This is a genomic window from Streptomyces sp. CA-135486 (genome assembly GCF_050936555.1).
GTDB lineage: Bacteria > Actinomycetota > Actinomycetes > Streptomycetales > Streptomycetaceae > Streptomyces.
In genome coordinates this window covers 2,438,742-2,455,435 of the sequence record NZ_JBNJMM010000002.1, presented here as the reverse complement: position 1 = coordinate 2,455,435, position 16,694 = coordinate 2,438,742, and the positions used below count along the sequence as shown (strand labels likewise).

General features: G+C 67.4%; 13 protein-coding genes and 1 pseudogene. 6 read left to right on the top strand and 8 right to left on the bottom strand.

Annotated elements, in window-relative coordinates:
- The first annotated feature begins 159 nt into the window (after positions 1-159).
- Positions 160-1,299 (top strand): magnesium and cobalt transport protein CorA, encoded by a 1,140-nt coding sequence (locus ACQEVG_RS30555; protein WP_432989729.1) that lies wholly within the window; start codon positions 160-162, stop codon positions 1,297-1,299.
- Positions 1,300-1,799: 500 nt separating this feature from the next.
- Here ACQEVG_RS30555 and ACQEVG_RS30550 read toward each other — a convergent pair whose 3' ends face one another.
- Both ACQEVG_RS30550 and ACQEVG_RS30545 read right to left on the bottom strand, forming a co-directional pair.
- Complete coding sequence (locus ACQEVG_RS30550; protein ID WP_432989727.1) at positions 1,800-2,288, bottom strand: hypothetical protein; 489 nt, start codon at positions 2,286-2,288, stop codon at positions 1,800-1,802.
- A gap of 112 nt (positions 2,289-2,400) precedes the next feature.
- Positions 2,401-2,595, bottom strand: a complete 195-nt coding sequence (locus ACQEVG_RS30545) for a hypothetical protein (RefSeq protein WP_432989725.1) — start codon at positions 2,593-2,595, stop codon at positions 2,401-2,403.
- A gap of 151 nt (positions 2,596-2,746) precedes the next feature.
- On the opposite strand from ACQEVG_RS30545, the gene ACQEVG_RS30540 reads away from it, so the two are divergent.
- From ACQEVG_RS30540 to ACQEVG_RS30530, 3 genes are all read left to right on the top strand, one after another.
- A complete protein-coding gene (locus tag ACQEVG_RS30540; protein WP_432989723.1) occupies positions 2,747-3,322 on the top strand; it encodes a CGNR zinc finger domain-containing protein in 576 nt (191 codons plus the stop codon).
- A 166-nt stretch (positions 3,323-3,488) separates the two neighbouring features.
- Positions 3,489-4,322: an alpha/beta fold hydrolase gene (locus ACQEVG_RS30535; RefSeq protein WP_432989721.1), complete on the top strand. Its 834-nt coding sequence runs from the start codon at positions 3,489-3,491 to the stop codon at positions 4,320-4,322.
- Between the two features lie 263 nt (positions 4,323-4,585).
- Entirely contained in the window at positions 4,586-5,812 is a 1,227-nt protein-coding gene (locus tag ACQEVG_RS30530; RefSeq protein ID WP_432989719.1) for an IS701 family transposase, read from the top strand.
- Here ACQEVG_RS30530 and ACQEVG_RS30525 read toward each other — a convergent pair.
- Positions 5,752-7,710: a helix-turn-helix domain-containing protein gene (locus ACQEVG_RS30525; RefSeq protein WP_432989717.1), complete on the bottom strand. Its 1,959-nt coding sequence runs from the start codon at positions 7,708-7,710 to the stop codon at positions 5,752-5,754. The two genes, ACQEVG_RS30530 and ACQEVG_RS30525, sit on opposite strands and share 61 nt — an antisense overlap.
- 325 nt (positions 7,711-8,035) lie before the next feature.
- Between ACQEVG_RS30525 and ACQEVG_RS30520 the strand changes: the two genes are divergently transcribed.
- Together ACQEVG_RS30520 and pabB are read left to right on the top strand one after the other, a co-directional pair.
- On the top strand, positions 8,036-8,812 hold the full coding sequence (locus ACQEVG_RS30520) for a methyltransferase domain-containing protein (RefSeq protein ID WP_432989715.1): 777 nt from the start codon (positions 8,036-8,038) through the stop codon (positions 8,810-8,812).
- A 51-nt stretch (positions 8,813-8,863) separates the two neighbouring features.
- Positions 8,864-11,026 (top strand): aminodeoxychorismate synthase component I, encoded by a 2,163-nt coding sequence (gene pabB, locus ACQEVG_RS30515; protein WP_432989713.1) that lies wholly within the window; start codon positions 8,864-8,866, stop codon positions 11,024-11,026.
- Positions 11,027-11,103: 77 nt separating this feature from the next.
- On the opposite strand, the gene ACQEVG_RS30510 is transcribed toward pabB, so the two are convergent.
- From ACQEVG_RS30510 to ACQEVG_RS30490, 5 genes and pseudogenes are all read right to left on the bottom strand, one after another.
- The gene (locus ACQEVG_RS30510; RefSeq protein WP_432989711.1) at positions 11,104-12,201 is read right to left on the bottom strand and encodes a transaldolase family protein; all 1,098 of its coding nucleotides are present in this window, start codon (positions 12,199-12,201) and stop codon (positions 11,104-11,106) included.
- Between the two features lie 216 nt (positions 12,202-12,417).
- A complete protein-coding gene (locus ACQEVG_RS30505) occupies positions 12,418-13,401 on the bottom strand; it encodes a carbohydrate kinase family protein (RefSeq protein WP_432989709.1) in 984 nt (327 codons plus the stop codon).
- 191 nt (positions 13,402-13,592) lie between these two features.
- Positions 13,593-14,461, bottom strand: a pseudogene (locus tag ACQEVG_RS30500) (methylenetetrahydrofolate reductase).
- Between the two features lie 3 nt (positions 14,462-14,464).
- Entirely contained in the window at positions 14,465-15,688 is a 1,224-nt protein-coding gene (gene metK, locus ACQEVG_RS30495) for a methionine adenosyltransferase (RefSeq protein WP_432989707.1), read from the bottom strand.
- A 163-nt stretch (positions 15,689-15,851) separates the two neighbouring features.
- Positions 15,852-16,676: an AfsR/SARP family transcriptional regulator gene (locus tag ACQEVG_RS30490; protein ID WP_432989705.1), complete on the bottom strand. Its 825-nt coding sequence runs from the start codon at positions 16,674-16,676 to the stop codon at positions 15,852-15,854.
- Positions 16,677-16,694: the final 18 nt, after the last annotated feature.

The following is a 16,694-nucleotide window of genomic DNA, read 5'->3' as shown; positions in this document are numbered from 1 at the left end:
CACGCTACTCAGCGTTGCGGACGACTTCTGTCCGCAATATCGGGGAAATTGCTCTGCCGCCCCCGTCATGCCGGGCCAATTCGGCGCGGATATCCTGCTTCGGGGTCGTACTGACCCGAACTACTCCGATCCACTTCGAGGCGGGAGGTGAGACGCGCGATGTCGCTGTCCCCGAAGCGAAACCAGTGGCGCCGTCGCCCGCTGCCTCCCGGGGGCTCGCCGCCACCCACCCCCGCGTCCGGCGACCCCGCCGCACCCTCCCCCGTACACAAGGACCAGGGCAGCGTCGTCCAGGCCGCGTTGTACCGCGAGGGGCGCCGCGTCTCGACGCCCGACTCCCTCGCCGAGACCTTCCGCCAGCTGCGCGAGTACCCGGACGGCATGGCCTGGATCGGACTGCACCGCCCGACCGAGGCCGAACTCCTCTCCCTCGCCGCCGAGTTCGACCTGCATGAACTCGCCGTCGAGGACGCGCTGGAGGCCCATCAGCGCCCCAAGCTGGAGCGGTACGGGGACACGCTCTTCGTCGTGCTGCGTGCCGCCCGCTATCTCGACGCGCAGGAGGAGGTCGAGTTCGGCGAGCTGCATGTGTTCGTCGGCAGGGACTTCCTGATCACGGTCCGCCACGGCGCGGCGCCCGACCTCTCCGCGGTCCGCCGCCGCATGGAGGAAACCCCGGAGCTGCTGGCCCTCGGCCCGGAGGCGGTGCTGTACGCGATCCTGGACGCCGTCGTCGACGGCTATGCCCCGGTCGTCGCGGGCGTACAGAACGACATCGACGAAATCGAGACCGAGGTCTTCGGCGGCGACCCGGCGGTCTCACGCCGTATCTACGAACTGGCCCGCGAAATGGTCGAGTTCCAGCGCGCGACCCGCCCCCTGGTCGCCATGCTGCACGCCCTGATGGCCGGCTTCGCCAAGTACGGCACGGACGAGGAGCTGCAGAGCTACCTCCGCGACGTCGCCGACCACGTGACGCACACGAGCGAGCGCGTGGACGGCTTCCGCCAGGCACTGGCGGACATCCTCACCGTGAACGCGACGCTGGTGACGCAGCAGCAGAACGAGGAGATGCGGGCGATGGCGGAGGCGGGCTTCGAGCAGAACGAAGAGATCAAGAAGATCTCCTCGTGGGCGGCGATTCTCTTTGCTCCAACGCTCGTCGGAACTATCTATGGCATGAATTTTGAGCACATGCCTGAGTTGAGTTGGCAGTTCGGTTACCCCTTCGCGATCGGCCTGATGGGGGTGGTTTGCGTCAGTTTGTACGTGATTTTCAAGCGGCGGGGCTGGCTATAGGATCCTGCACTCGCTCCTGAAACTACTCAAAAGGCCTGGTCAGGGGTCCGTCAAAGGCAGGGTGAGGCCGACGAATGCTGGGGAGAATCCGGGGAGAAGTGAACGGCAGCCCACGCCTCGCGCTTCCCGCAACGAGCTCGCCTGGCTTCCTGTTCGGCGCTACCCACGCGATGTCTCCGACCCTATGGCACATCACAGACAGTGAAATCCACGCGCACCCCTGCTCTGAGCGATGAGCGTGTTCACGGCACTGAGGCACTGATCCGGACCTGGTTTCTCCAACTACCCCGTCACACGCCGGTCAAATTGGAGCCACCGCACCCAAGTCGAAGCCCGCGACGGAGGCTACGGCGCACCCCTGCGGGTCTGCGGCCGCGGTCATCCGAGCGGCCAAGCCGCCCAGGCTGTGGCCGACAAGCGCCGCCCTGTCCGGGTCCAGCCGGTGCTCGGCCGCCGTTTCGGGTTCGCGCAGCGCGCGGGGGGGGGCACCGTCGGCCGGGTCAAAGCCCGCGTCCCCCGCCGCCCTCGGCGTTGCCGACCCAGAAGGCGTCCATGGGCTGCGGTGTGGCAGCGGCGATGAGTTGCCGGGCCGTTCGGTGCGCCTTATCCGCGGGCTCGTCAACGTTACCCAGGGAGTAGTTGGCGACCGCTCCTTCGTAGATCAGCAGCAGTTGGTCCACGAGGAGGCCGGGTTCGGGCGCGCCAGTCACCTCGGCGAGTTCGAGCATCCGGTCGCGCAGCGCTCGCTTGTGCTGGGTGATCACGGTGCGGCCAAGATTTTCCGGCTTGGCCAGTTCGAAGTGAGCGTTGATGAACGCACTACTGCGGAAGCCGCCCGAAGGCGAATGCGCCCATGCGCGGAGCGCGTCGAAGACGGCCAGCAGCCGGGCGCGCGGGTCTCGGCCAGCCGCCTCGATGCATTCGTCGAGGGTGAGCCGCCAGCGCACCTGGCGCCCATCGAGGTAGGCGAGGAATGCTGTGGTGTCCAAGGTGTACTCCTTGTGAGATTCAAGCGGGAGTCGCTGCATGCGGCCTGGAGTTGGCTCATTGAGCTGAAGTCGGATGAAAATCGGCTGGAGTCGGCGGTCTGCCGTAGCGTCGTCAGATCCACGGCCGGGGCGGACCGTGTGCCGCGAAGGTCGCGGGCTGTGCGACCTGTTCGTAGCGCGACCTCGTCGGTGCGTGGGAGTGGCCGGGCGTGGGCAGCTTCAGGCCGTGCCTGATCGCGTGCCCGGCGTTGATGCCGTAGGCCACGTCCTTGGTGACCAGGAGTGCGTAACGGAGGAGAGCGCGCATGAGCAGCGATTCCTTCCCAGACGAGGGGTGCCGGGGTGGGCGGTGCTTCCGTCACTCGGTGCAGTCGCATCTCGCGCTCACACCACCCACCCAGAGCTAAGGGGTATAATTTACTTTCTCTGATTACCGTAGCATGACGTAAGGCTTGAAGATGCTTCTTTCCGATTACACATTGGGGGCGAACGTAGCCACCGACCTCGTCAACACCTCAGCCGCGGTACGCATCAGCACCGGCGAGGTCCTCACCGACCCGGCCGCCCTGGCGCAGTTCCTCCGCGAGCACGACCTCCACCTCGACGCCACACCCCCGGATGGCCAACCGACCGAGGACGACCTTGTCCAGGTGCACACCCTCCGCCAGGAGACCCGCGCCCTGCTGGAGGCCACCACCGAGGATGAGCTCGCCGACGGTGCGAACACGCTTGTCAGGCGGGCGGCCACCGGCCCGGCCCTGCTCCGGGACGCCGACGGCCGCTGGCAGTGGCACATCACCACCGCGCCGCGCTCCTCCGTCGCGGACGAACTCGGCGTCCTCGTGGGCGCCGCACTGCTCGGCGTCCTGCGCACCCTCAGCCATGACCGCTTCCGGCATTGCGCCTCTCCGGTGTGCGACGGCATGTTCGTCGATACCAGCAAGGCTGGCCGCCGCCGCTACTGCATGCCCGGCCTGTGCGGCAACCGCCTCAACGTCGCCAACCACCGCGCCCGTCAGCAGGGGGGGCGGTGAGGGATCGATCGCCGGACGCCGGACACCCAAGCGCTGAGCTGCCGACCAGCCGCCTCCCAAGCGGCGGTGCCTTGCGACTCCTGTCCTTTCACAGACAGCGAAAACTCGGACGATTTTCAGAGAAAGTACTTGCTGGGGCTACCCGCACGCTGAAGGGGCTAGGGCATTGACCAATTGGCAGTTGAACGAGAGCTTCCGCAGCACGACCGGTACGGTCCGTTGGGACCGGCAGGGGCCGGAGAGCGGGGAGCCCGTCGTACTGCTGCACGGCACGCCCTTCTCATCGTTCGTCTGGCGGGAAATAGCCCAGGCACTCGCGCAGCAGTACCAGGTATTCGTCTGGGACATGCCGGGCTACGGCTCCTCCGAGAAGTACCAGGGGCAGGACGTCTCACTGGCCGCGCAGGGCGAGGTATTCGCCCAACTGCTGGAGCACTGGCAGCTGCCGACCCCTTGCGTGATCGCGCACGACTTCGGCGGCGCCGTCGCCCTGAGGGCTCACCTGTTGCACAAGACCGCCTACCGCGGGCTGGCCCTCGTCGACCCCGTCGCCCTGGCCCCGTGGGGTTCGCCGTTCTTCCGCTTGGTGGGACAGAACACCGAAGTATTCGAACAGCTTCCGCCCTCTCTGCATCGTGCACTGGTACGTGAATACGTCAGCTCGGCGAGTTTCCCGGGACTACGTTCCGATGTGGCCGAACAGTTGATTGCACCCTGGTCGGACGAAGACGGTCAGGCGGCTTTCTACCGGCAGATCGCGCAAGCTGATCAGCGATACACCGACGAAATCCAGACGCTGTACCCGCAGATCAACCTTCCGGTCACGGTGTGCTGGGGCGCGGAAGACACCTGGATTCCCGTGGCCAAAGCTCATGAACTGGCCTCGGCCATTCCCGAAGCGCGGCTCACCGTGATCCCGGACGCCGGACATCTCGTACCTGTGGACGCCCCCGCCACGCTGACCTCCGCTCTGCTGACCTTCCTTCGTGCTCTTCCGTAGAGCCTGTTTCATGACGCGAATCTCGTGACGCCTGTTCCGTGATGTCCGGGGGCTGGTGGCGCCACGGCTCACCGTGGGGTGGTGACGGGATCACCACCCCACAGCCGCCTTTCCCTCGTTCCGGGCCGGCTTCCGGTCCGCGAGCGGTGGTCCGGTCACCTCACGAACCCGGCGTGGTGTGCCCGGTACACCTCGCCGGAAGCGGCCGCCGAGGCAACTCTGGTGTGCGGGCGTAGAAATCCCGTACAACAGGAGGCGCTGCGATGGCCGACGACACATCCCTCAAGAAGCTCGCGCACCTTACGCGCATCACGCCCCCTCCCCTCGTTGGGTCCGAGGACATCGTCACCGAACTCTGCGCCGCTCTGTTCGCGGGGTTCCGCCGCTACGACCAGCGCGTCCGGGCGCGGCAGTACATGGACGGACTGCTCCGCGCCGAAGGGCGCAAGTCGATCGCGAACATCGCGGCCGCGGTCGGCGTGCCCGGCGACGAGCAGCGCCTTCACCACTTCGTCAGCAGTTCCCCCTGGGCTGTGAACCCGGTGCGCAAGGCGCTGGCAGCCTTTCTGGAGGAAGACGACTTACCCTCGGCCTGGGTGGCCCTGCCGGTGTCCATTCCCAAGGCCGGTGAGCACACCGTGGGTGTGTCCCGGCACTTCTCGCCCGACAGCGGACAGCTGGTGAACGGCCAGCGTGCGTACAGCATGTGGTACGCCTCGGAGCGGGTGGTCGCACCGGTCAGCTGGCGCCTCAACCTCCACAACGCCTGGCTCCGGGACAACCGGAGAAGGACCGTGGCGGAGGACCCCGACGAACTCAGCGCCGCCACCCCTGAGGACTGCGTCACGGGTCTCCTCGACGACGTCCGCCGGTGGGGGAACTCCACGCGTCTGGTCATGATGGATGCCCGAGGAGCCGACGAACAGCGGCATCTGGCCGGGCTGTTCGAGCGGGAATCCCCTGTCGCCGTACGGATCAGCGGGCAGACGCTGCTCACAGTCGGCGACCAGGGCCGGGGAGCCGGCCACGGCGAGCACCTGGCTCCGGCACGCACCGTGCTCGACCCCGCGCGTCGGCTGCGCAGCGTACTGCGCCGCAAGGAACGTCATGAACCGGCAGGGGAACTCCCGCTGGCCACGGCGACGGCAGGTGTACGCCTCCCCGCCTGCGGCGAAGCGGAGCGCTCCGCCCGCGGTCGGCTTGGCCACCTCACCCTCCTGGGGGTGTGGCACGACCTCCGCCGTCCCCCGGCCGAGTTGTGGCTCACCAACATTGACCAACCATCAGCAGTCTCCCTGCTGCGTATGACACAGCTGATCCATACGGTCAGCAGCGGCTGGCGGACCCGGGGCGAGACCATCGGGCTGCGGGACTACGAAGGCCGCTCCTTCCAGGGCTGGCACCGCCACATGACGCTGGGGTCCTGTGCCTACGCCATGTTGGCGCTGCGATCGTCCGCCCCGGCAAATGGCTCCGGCCTGTCCGCCTGAGCGGGGCCGCCGTCACGTTTCTGCCGCAACACGTCATGTGTCCGGTGCAGCCGAAGTGCCACCTGGACCTCAAGCGCTCGTTCCGGCTTCAGCCAGTCGGCGCCGAGCAGTTCGGTGATCCGCTCCAGCCGACGGGACACGGTGTTGGGGTGGACGTGCAGGGCCTCCGCAGCGTACGTCGGGCTGCCGCCAGCGGCGAAGTACTCGTCGAGCGTCCTGGTGAGTTCGGTCGTCCGCTGTGCGTCGTAGTCAAGGATCGGCCCGATCGTGGCGGTGATGAAACTCGCGGCATCGTGGTTGTCGGACAACAGCACACCGAGAAAGCCCAGGTCCTCGGGGGAGGCATGGGCGCCGACGTTGTCGAGTGACACCAGCGCGTCAAGGCATCGCAGGGCCTCTTGATGGGCCTGCTGGATCAGATCGGGGCTGGAGACCGGACCGGCCGCGCCGACTGTCACAGGGTGCCCGAGCAACGGGGTGAGTTCAGCGGACACGGCCCCGGCCGAGGCGCTGGAGTCGGCAGCGGGCAACAGCAGTGCTATGCACCCGTTCTGGATGCTCCTGAGCCCGTCCATCCGCCGGGCGTACGCGGCCGCCCAGCTTGCCGCCCTGCCCTGCGCTCCGCCTTCCGGGCGGATGACCACGACCACATGGGGACGTTCGAGATCGATGCTCAGCCGGCGGGCGCGCTGAATGAACTGCTTGGCGGGACGGTGCGGAGCCACCAGCAGGTCCTCGAACAACTCGTCGCGAAACGGGCTCGCCGCGGCCGCTTCGCCGCGCTGCACCTGGAGCAGCACCGCGATGGACTGGGCAGCCAGCCGCAGGAGCGGTTCGCCGACGTCGTCCAGCGGCTCGTGCGGGTGGAGCAGCAGGACGGCGAGCTCCTCGTTCCCCGCCGTGACCGGCACGACCCAGGTGCCCGTGCCGAAAGCGATCGGCATGCGTCGCGCGGAGGCGGTTCGGCATGCGCCCAGCACCTCGGCATCGTCGGCGGCGGGTATCGTTCCGCTGCCCGAGAGCGGGCGGTGCTCCATGTCCCGTACCAGCACCGCGCCCCGAAGCGCCTCGGCCACCTCGGAGACGAGGGCGTTCAGGCTGCCGCCGGCGAGCGCGTGGTCCACCAGCCTGATGTGCAGTTCCGACAGCCTACGGAATCCGATCAGCTGTGACTCCGCCTGTGAGGAGCCAGACTTCAGGCTGGCGACATCGGCGTGGCTGCGTTCCAGCGTGCGCGTCTTCTCGATGGCTACGGCGGCCATGTCCCCCAGCGAGCTCATCAAGGAGACATCGCCGATGGTGAAGTGCCGCACGTTCCGGTCCGCGGCGTACAGCACACCGAAGACGTCCTCGCCGAACTTCAGCGGGGTCGCGATGATCGCTCGCAGCCCCTCCGCGCGTACCACCTCGTCCAGCACCCCGGTGTGGCGCACCCGCTCGTCCGACAGGTAGTCAGGAGTCCATATCGGCACGGACTTGTTGATGGCCTCGTCACCGAGACCGTAGGAGTTCGGGACGCGGAATCCCACGGTGAGCGCCGACGCATGGCCATCCGCAGTGCGCACGAAGCTGTCCCCGGCGTCGCGGAAGCTGATGTAGGACATGTCCAGACCGAGCAGCGTCCGGGTGCGCCGGGTGATGGTCTCCAGCAGGGCGTCCAGGTCGTACGGAAGGGTCAGGTCGCGGGCAGTGTCCACCAGCGCGGACAGCTCTGCCTCACGTTGCTGGCGGCGGGAGAACAGGGTGTGAACCTGTAAAGCCATGCGCTCCGCCCGTTCCAACTGCGGTATGACGCCGGCGCCCGCACCGCCCGCACGGGCACGTCGGAGCAGGTCTTCGATCTCTGTCGGCGGAGCCTCTGCGGCGAGCAGTTCGAGGATGTCGAGCATTTCACTCATACCTGAGTATTCGGCCGAATTCATCTATTCCTTGCCTTCCCCGTAGGGCGAACGCGAGCTTCGCTCATACCCATTGGCCACCCATCGTGCACTCGTGCAACCCCCCCAAACATTCACCGATGTTGCCAAATGTGATTGACGTCACAAGCAATGGGAGGTGTCCGCGCCACCATTCGCGCGGCCCGGCTTGTCACCGGATCACCTTCCGGGACGGCCACGAGCCGAGAAGAGTAGGAGTCAGAAATTCAGCGCTCGGCCTAGTCCCGGAGGTTCAATGTCCGACGTGCGAAGTCACCTCAAGTCACTGGAGCGCAGCAACCGGTCCATGACAAACCCGGACCGTCCCCGCACGTTCTCCATGGTGAACCGCGAGTGGGATCTGCTGGACGAGGTATTCGCACCGATCTACTCACCGTCGACCGGCATTGCGCTCGAATTTCTCGGGCTCACCGGAACCAACTCGCTGACCCCGTCGTCATCCCTGCTGGAGATCGGCTGCGGCGCCGGAGTGATTGCCATTCAGGCTGCGCTTTCCGGTTGTACGACCGTTGCGGCGGACATCAATGAAAATGCTGTGGAAAACACCCGGCTGAACGCCGAGCGGCACGGTGTATCCGACCGCCTCACAGCGCTGCACAGCGATTTGTTCGACGCGCTCGACGACGGAGCCCGGTTCGACCGGATCTTCTGGAGCTCCAATTACGTACTGGCTCCCGCGGACTACACCTACAGGTCGGTTCATGAACGCGCGTACGTGGACGCCGGATACCGCACGCACCGCAGATATCTCGAGGAAGCAGTACACCACCTGACCGACACCGGGTCGGTGCTGCTGCATTTCTGCGAACGCGGAGACATCGCCGGCCTGGAGAGGATCGCCGAGGAGTGCGGCCGCGAACTGCGGGTCCTGCGGCGCCGCACGGTCCTCGAAGGGCAAGACCTGATCGAGCACACCCTGCTCGAAGTCCTCCCGGGGCCGCTCGCCAAGGCCGAGCGAGGGAGCCGTACCAGCGAACGGATCGCCGCCTCGGGCGCCCGGCGCGGTGCGCGCCGCGACAGGGCGGGAGCGGCGCCCGACAGGAACCGGCCGGTGCACGCCTGACGGTCATGCACCCCCACGCTCTGCGGCCCTGAAGGAGGACCGAACTCACCGATGCGTACGCTGCTGGTCGACAATCACGACTCGTTCACCTACAACCTGTTCGACTATCTGGCCCAAATTTCCGGTCATGAGCCGACTGTCGTCCGGAATGACGACGCGCACTGGCGCACCTGCCATCTTGCGGATTTCGATCGGGTGGTCATCTCACCAGGACCGGGAAATCCCGCACGCCCGGCGGACTTTGGAATCTGCCAGGACATCATCCGTTCCACGAAGGTCCCGCTGCTCGGCGTGTGTCTCGGCCATCAGGGAATTGCCCTGGCGAGCGGGGGCCATGTGACCTTGGCGCCCGAACCGTGCCATGGCCGTATCTCGCCCGTGCTGCACACGGGAACGGGCATTTTCGCGGGCCTCCCGTCCCCCTTCGAAGCCGTTCGATACCACTCCCTGGCCGTCACCCGTCTTCCTGATGAACTGGAAGCGACAGCTTGGACCTACGACGGCGTCGTGATGGGAATACGGCACCGGAACCGCCCGCTGCACGGCGTGCAATTCCATCCGGAGTCGATCGGCACGGAATACGGCATGCAACTCCTCAGGAATTTCCTGGAGTTGCGCCAAGAAACGCCGACGTGGGCGTCCGACGCCCGGGCCGATTCTCCGCGGCATTCCGTCGGTCATCCCGGGGAGAGCTCTGCGCCCATGCGACTACGACCTGCGGAGCAGCGTCGGTTGAAGGTCCGCGTGGAACGGTTGCGCACCCGCTGGAGCGATGAGATCGCCTTCGAGCGCCTGTACGGAGCGGGCTCGCACTCCTTCTGGCTCGACAGCAGCAGGACCGACGGCGTCCTCGGCCGCTTCTCCCTCATGGGTGACGCCTCCGGTCCCCTCGCCCGCCTCGCCACTGCGGACAAGTTGAGCAGCACGGTCCAGGTCAGGTCGCGCACAGGTACGGAGATCGTCACCGGCGAGTTCCTGGACTGGCTCGACGCGGACCTGCGCGGCACGGCCACTCAGGTACCGGAACTGCCCTTCGACTTCGCGCTCGGCTGGGTCGGCTATCTGGGGTACGAGTTGAAGCCGGCGCCCGGAGGGGGCCTGACACACCGCTCGGAGGAGCCGGATGCGGCGATGATTTTCGCCGACCGTGCCGTGGTCTTCGACCACCGGGACGGAATGACCTATCTCCTCGCCCTTGCGGACGAAGGCACGGGCCTTGCCGGGCACGAGGTAGCGGCCGAGGATACGGCGCGGTCCTGGCTGACCCGGACAGCGAGCCGGCTCGACGCCCTGGCGGGCTTGGTGGCGAACCCCGATCCCGCCCCGCCGGCCGTCGGTGCACGGGTGGAGCTGCGGCACGACCGTCAGGCGTATCTGAACCTCATCGACTCCTGCCAGGACGAGATCACGACCGGTGAGTCGTACGAGATCTGCCTCACCAACATGGCGGAGGCGCGGGTGGATCTGGATCCGTGGCAGAGCTACCGGTACCTGCGCCGTGTCGCTCCGGCCCCGTTCGCGGCACTGCTGCGGTTCGACGAGCTGTCGGTGCTGAGCAGTTCGCCGGAGCGCTTCCTGCGGGTCGGTTCCGACGGCACCGCCGAGTCCCGGCCGATCAAGGGGACCAGGCCGCGCGGGGAGACACCCGCACACGACGCCGCGCTAGTGGAGGAACTTCGCACGGACGAGAAGGAGCGCGCGGAGAACCTGATGATCGTCGATCTGGTCCGCAACGATCTGGGCCGGTGCGCGGAGGTCGGGTCTGTCGTGGCCGACGACATCTTCCGCGTCGAGACGTTCACGACCGTCCACCAACTGGTCAGCACCGTCACCGCGACCCTGCGCCGCGACAGCGGTGCCGTCGGCTGCGTGCGCTCCGCGTTCCCGGGCGGCTCCATGACCGGAGCGCCCAAGGAGCGGACCATGCGGATCATCGACCGGCTCGAAGGAGGCCCCCGGGGTGTCTACTCGGGAGCGATCGGCTACTTCTCCCTCACCGGAGCCGCCGACCTGGGCATCGCCATCCGTACGGCCGTCATCACCCCCGGCCGCGTACGGTACGGAATCGGCGGAGCCATCACCGCGCTCTCGGACGCGGAGGCCGAGTTCGAGGAGACGGCCGTCAAGGCGGAACCGCTGCTCGCGCTGACCGGAGGCGCCTTCCCAGGGCGCAGGCCGGCCACGGCGGTCTCCAGGAGCACGCCCGGGCGCTGAACGGATGGGCGAAGGGCTGGAAAGGGGCGCTCGCCGGCTGTGTGCTGGAAGGTCAGCACACAGCCGGCGAGCGCCCCTCAGCCGTGCGTGCGGCGCCATGTGTCCCGTACCGAGTCGGCGAGGTCCAGGCGATCGCGTACGCTCCCCCGGAGCTCCGAGCGAGCCAGCTCCACGGCGGTCCGGTCGACGCTGACATCCTGGAGCCGCAGGCCCGTCAACAGCTCGTCCGAAGCCCTGGACTCCCCCGAAAGCGTGTCACCCCGCAGTCGGCCCAGCCGGGCCACAGCGTCAAGGGTGGGCTGTGACATCGCGTGGACGGTGCTCCAGGCCACCAGTTCCTCGACCTGACGGACCGTCGTCGCGGGATCCGGCGCGTCGGCTCCGGGCCAGACCAGGCGCTGCGGGCGGGCCCCGGCGGCCCGCAGCTTCCGCCAGCGGCCGGAGCCGAGCCGTTCCTCGTAAAGGTGGTAGGCCGCTCGGGCGAGGGCTAGCGCCGACCGGCCGCGCAGCGGCGCGGCAACGGCGGGCTCCCTCCCGTTCAGGCACAGGTCCACCGCTGCTTCCATCCGGGCGGCCTCAAAGGAGGCCACCGAGGCAAAGGCGGTGACGGCACGTCCGGCGGTGAGCGCCCGTTCCAGGCCCTCGAAGTACGCCTCGATCACTTCTCCGTAGCACCGCACCGAATAGATGTGACGGGCGTTCACACCGATTCCCTCGGCCACGCAGTCGCTGATCACCGTCATGCCCGCGGGAGTGCTGGGCACGGCAATCAGCAGATTGGGCCGGTTTACGGCGAGTGCGACGGCGCGCGCCTCGGCGACCGAGGCGCGGGCATCGTCGGCGAACCGGGGATCCAGCTCCGCGCACACCCAGCCATCGGCGCCCTGTGTCGCCGTGAAGCTCGGCCGCAGCACGTCGCAGGCCCAGCGGGCATCGTAGAAAAGCAGTGCCCGCACGGCTTCGTCCGCGGTGACGCCCTGGGTGCCGAGCATGTCGATCTGCTCCCGGTACGCGGTGCCGTCGCGCACTTCGCGCCCCAGCTCGCGCAGGGACAGTACGGCTCCGGTGACATGTGCATCTGTCATCCGCCGGCTCAGGGTTCCGTCCGCGAGAGACCGGCGGCTCGCACCGTCCAGCCAGACGGACACTCCCTCATTGACCAGATCCGTCAGCATGGTGCTCCTACGAGGCGTCTCTTCTTCTCGCACTGCTCGCTCGCTGTTCCTTTGGTTGGGTAGGAGCGGACTGTTCCCCCTCGTCCGTCCCGGGGTCCGGAAACGCCCACGCGCCTGTGGTCATCGCCGACTGGTCCCAGTGGACGGTGCGGCCGCATACGAACGTGACGTACGTCCCACACCCCGCGGCAGAAAGGAGGATGGCGGCCTCCGCGATCACGGTGACAGCTCCAGATACGGGGCGAGCCGGGCACCCACCTGGCCGCCGTACGTGTCAGCGATGCGCGTCAGCAGGTCCGTCGGCGAAACGGTGTACTGCTGCGAACCCACGGTTTCCAACGCCCTGGTGGCCATGGCGCAGCCCAGCGGGATCGCCACGTCGACCGCGAGCCCCCAGCTCGTACCGGCGAGGAAGCCGGCTCTGAAGGCGTCGCCGACCCCGGTGGGGTCCGCAACGGCCGCCGACGGCATGGCGGGGAAGGACTCCTCCGTACCGTCGGCGGTCGCGAGGGTGACTCCGTCGGCGCCCCGCGTGGTGATCCACGCACCCACCCGGGAGAGAATCTCTTCCCGCGTCCAGCCGCTGAGTTCCGATAGGAGCGCGGCTTCGTAGTCGTTGGTGAACAACCACAGCGCGCCGGTGACGAGCAGTCGCACCTCGTCGCGGGTCAGCCGGGCGAGCTGCTGAGAGGGATCGGCCGCGAAGGGCACGCCCAACTCCTCGCACTGCCGCGTATGCCGGATCATGGCTTCAGGAGTGTTGGGGGCGACCAGCACAAGATCCACCCCACCCGTCCGCCCGGAGATGACGGAGAGATCGATCTGCGCAGCCTCTGCCATCGCCCCGGCGTAGAAAGAGGCGATCTGATTCTGGTCCTGATCAGTGGTGCACATGAAGCGCGCGGTCCGCGACCGGCTGGACACCCGCACGTGCTCGGTGTCGACACCGTGTTCCTTGAGCCAGATCCGATACTCGTCGAAGTCCGGTCCGACCGCACCGACCAGATACGGGGTCAGCCCCAGCAGGCCGAGCCCGAAAGCGATGTTCGCGGCGACTCCACCACGCCGGACCTCCAGGTCGTCGACGAGGAAGGAGAGGGAAATGTGGGAGAGCTGATCGGGTATCAGCTGGTCGGCGAACCTTCCGGGGAAGGTCGCCAGATGGTCGGTGGCAATGGAACCGGTGATGGCAAGACGCACGAACTCCCCCAGGAGTCACTCTCGGCGGTCGACGACGGCCGCTCCGCTGTTCTGCAGCGGCAGAGGCCGGCTTTTCAGGCGCACCCGGCGGTGACACCAGTGCGGATACCGGACATCTCATGCCCGGCGAGGTCGGTCGGTCCCCTTCCCGCCGGAAGGCCGGCGACCCCTGACCCATGAGCTCCGTGAGGTCAGTGGCCTACGGCGAGGGCATGTCGTGGACTCCTTGCATCGAGCACGTCGAGGATGTTGCGATGGATTTCGAAGGCCGCCGAGGAGCGGTTGAGCGTGATGTAGTGCAGTCCGGGGGCGCCTTCGGCCAACAGGCGGCGCCCCATGGTGGTCGCGTGGTCGACGCCGACGCGGTACGAGGCGTCCCGGTCTCCGCGGACGGCTTCGAGTCGGTCTCGGGGATGATCGGGACGTCACAGCCCGCTGCGGCCACCCGGTCGCGCAACCTCAGATAGTCCTCGACATCGAAGAACATTTGTGTGATCGCATAGTCCGCGCCCGCCCGGCACTTGGCCACAAAGTGCCGGATCTCGCTGTCCCAGTCGGCCGAGCGCGGGTGCCGTTCGGGGAAGGCGGCGACGCCGACACTGAACTCGCCCAGCGAGCATACGAGTTCGACAAGCTCGTACGCATAGGTCAGCCCCTGCGGGTGCGGGGCCCACGCGCCTGTGGGGTCGCCCGGCGGATCACCGCGCAGCACAAGGATGTCCCGGATACCGGCGTCGGCGTACTGCCCGATGATCCGGCGCAGTTCGGCCACAGAGTGCCCGACCGCGGTGAGGTGGGCGACCGGACGGAGTGTCGTCTCGGCCGCGATGCGCCGAGTGGCCTCGACCGTACGGTCCCGGGAGGAGCCGCCGGCGCCGTAGGTGACCGAGATGAACGAGGGGGACAGTGCCTCGGCCCGGCGGATCACCTCCCAGAGCGCGCGATCTCCCGACTCGGTCTTCGCCGGAAAGAATTCGAAGGAGAAGGAGCCCGTGTGACTGCCGGTGGCAAAGGGCAAGGTGTCCTCGGCCTCGGTACGCCTTCCGTGGTGCTCCAGCACGGCTCACCGCCCCGTGGCCGTGCGGAGGGCGTCGACGCGGTCGGTGCGCTCCCAGGTGAAGTCCGGTAGTTCGCGGCCGAAGTGGCCGTATGCGGCGGTCTGGCCATAGATCGGGCGGAGCAGGTCGAGATCGCGGATGATCGCGGCGGGGCGGAGATCGAAGACTTCGGCAACGGCCTTCTCGATGGCGGCGGTCGGCACCGTGGCGGTGCCGAAGGTCTCGATGAACAGACCGACCGGCTCGGCCTTGCCGATCGCGTACGCGACCTGCACCTCACAACGTGCCGCGAGGCCCGCGGCCACCACGTGCTTGGCGACCCAGCGCATCGCGTACGCGGCCGAGCGGTCGACTTTCGACGGGTCCTTGCCCGAGAAGGCACCGCCGCCGTGGCGGGCCATGCCACCGTACGTGTCGATGATGATCTTGCGGCCGGTCAGGCCCGCGTCCCCCATCGGGCCGCCGATCTCGAAGCGTCCGGTCGGGTTCACCAGGAGGCGGTAGCCGTCCGTCTCCAGGTCGACGCCCTCCTCCGCCAGCTCCTTGAGCACCGCCTCGACCACGAACTGCCGAAGGTCCGGAGTCAGCAGCCCTTCCAAGTCAATGCCCGGCGCGTGCTGCGAGGAGACCACGACCGTGTCGAGCCGGACCGCCCTGCTGCCCAGGTACTCGACGGTGACCTGAGTCTTGCCGTCAGGACGAAGGTAAGGGAGCGTGCCGTCCTTGCGTACCTGAGTCATCCGGCTGGAGAGGCGGTGGGCCAGGTGGATGGGCAACGGCATCAGCTCGGGCGTCTCTTCACAGGCGTACCCGAACATCAGCCCCTGGTCACCGGCTCCCTGCACGTCCAGCAGGTCGCCCTCATCACCGGCGGTGCCGCCCGCCACGCGCTTCTCGTACGAGGTTTCGGCGCCCTGTGCGATGTCCGGGGACTGCGCGCCAATGGACACCGAGACGCCGCACGAGGCGCCGTCGAAGCCCTTCTTGGACGAGTCGTATCCAATTTCCAGGATCTTGCTGCGGACGAGCGTGGGGATGTCGGCCCACGCCTTGGTGGTCACTTCGCCGGCGACGTGCACGAGGCCGGTGGTGATCAGCGTCTCGACGGCCACTCGGGAGGAGGGGTCCTCCGTGAGGAGCGCGTCGAGGATCGTGTCGCTGATCTGGTCAGCGATCTTGTCGGGGTGCCCCTCGGTCACGGACTCCGAGGTGAACAGGCGGCGGGACATGGAACTCCTCATCACAGTTGTTCAGGGGGTGCCAGCGGGTGCTACGGGATTGAGGGGCGCCCGGGCGGCTGACCTGCGCCAGTTCCAGACCTCTGGTCCCCCTGGCCCAGGCGACCGACACCAGCCGGAGAGAATGCGCAGCCGACAGCATGACCGCGCCCCGTTATCGGCTAGTCATGAGACCCAGCGAAAGGCTCATTCTGTCCGGCGCGGAGACATCAAGTTCCGTGCTTTCGGTCAGTACGGCCGTTTGCAGCCGCCTGACCCGATGGGACGGTTCGATGCCGAGTTCGTCGGTCAGTTTCTTGTGGAGCCGGCGGTACGCCTCGAGGGACTCCGCCGTACGGCCCGACCGGTAGAGCGCGATCATGTATTGAGCATGCAGATTCTCGTGCACCGGATGCCGGGATACGAGGGTGCTCAGTTCAGAGAGCAGCTGATGGTGCATACCCAGTCGCAATTCGGCATCGATGCACTGCTCCAGTGCAGTCATCCGAAGATCTTCTATACCCGTGACATACGCCTGGATGCATGGGCCCTGCTGCACGTCCAGCAGGGTGCGCCCACGCCAGAGGCCGAGCGCCGAGCGAAGCGCCGCAGAAACGAGAGGGTCGTCCTTGCGTGATTGCGCTCGCCGGAAGTCCGCCAAGTACTGGTCGAGGGAATGAAGATCGAGGGCTCCGTCCTCGACGCGTAGCGAATAGCCCTGGTGATGCGTCGCCAGAATGCGCTTGCTCTCGTCCGCCGTCCTTCCGGAAGAGCCACCGCCCAGAGCCTGCCGAATCTGGAACACCCGGGTGTGCACGCTCTGCACGGCGCTGCGTGGTGCGGCTTCGCCCCACAGCTCCTGGACACAGGCGTCCAGCGTCACCAGGGAGTTCGCACTGAGCAGCAGGAGAGCCAGGAGCTGACGCGTCTTGGGAGCGGACGGCAGCAGGGAATCACTTCCCTCCGTCAAGGACAGCGGGCCAAGGACTCCGAACTTCATTGAACTCCCTCTCGCACG

What these genes read in the sequence shown, in the direction of transcription:
- ACQEVG_RS30510 (WP_432989711.1), bottom strand. Translation starts at nt 12,201, where the DNA reads ATGCTGACGGATCTGGTCAATGAGGGAGTGTCCGTCTGGCTGGACGGT.
- ACQEVG_RS30525 (WP_432989717.1), bottom strand. Translation starts at nt 7,710, where the DNA reads ATGAGTGAAATGCTCGACATCCTCGAACTGCTCGCCGCAGAGGCTCCG.
- ACQEVG_RS30520 (WP_432989715.1), top strand. Translation starts at nt 8,036, where the DNA reads ATGACAAACCCGGACCGTCCCCGCACGTTCTCCATGGTGAACCGCGAG.
- ACQEVG_RS30490 (WP_432989705.1), bottom strand. Translation starts at nt 16,676, where the DNA reads ATGAAGTTCGGAGTCCTTGGCCCGCTGTCCTTGACGGAGGGAAGTGAT.
- ACQEVG_RS30540 (WP_432989723.1), top strand. Translation starts at nt 2,747, where the DNA reads ATGCTTCTTTCCGATTACACATTGGGGGCGAACGTAGCCACCGACCTC.
- ACQEVG_RS30530 (WP_432989719.1), top strand. Translation starts at nt 4,586, where the DNA reads ATGGCCGACGACACATCCCTCAAGAAGCTCGCGCACCTTACGCGCATC.
- metK (WP_432989707.1), bottom strand. Translation starts at nt 15,688, where the DNA reads ATGTCCCGCCGCCTGTTCACCTCGGAGTCCGTGACCGAGGGGCACCCC.
- ACQEVG_RS30545 (WP_432989725.1), bottom strand. Translation starts at nt 2,595, where the DNA reads ATGCGCGCTCTCCTCCGTTACGCACTCCTGGTCACCAAGGACGTGGCC.
- ACQEVG_RS30555 (WP_432989729.1), top strand. Translation starts at nt 160, where the DNA reads ATGTCGCTGTCCCCGAAGCGAAACCAGTGGCGCCGTCGCCCGCTGCCT.
- pabB (WP_432989713.1), top strand. Translation starts at nt 8,864, where the DNA reads ATGCGTACGCTGCTGGTCGACAATCACGACTCGTTCACCTACAACCTG.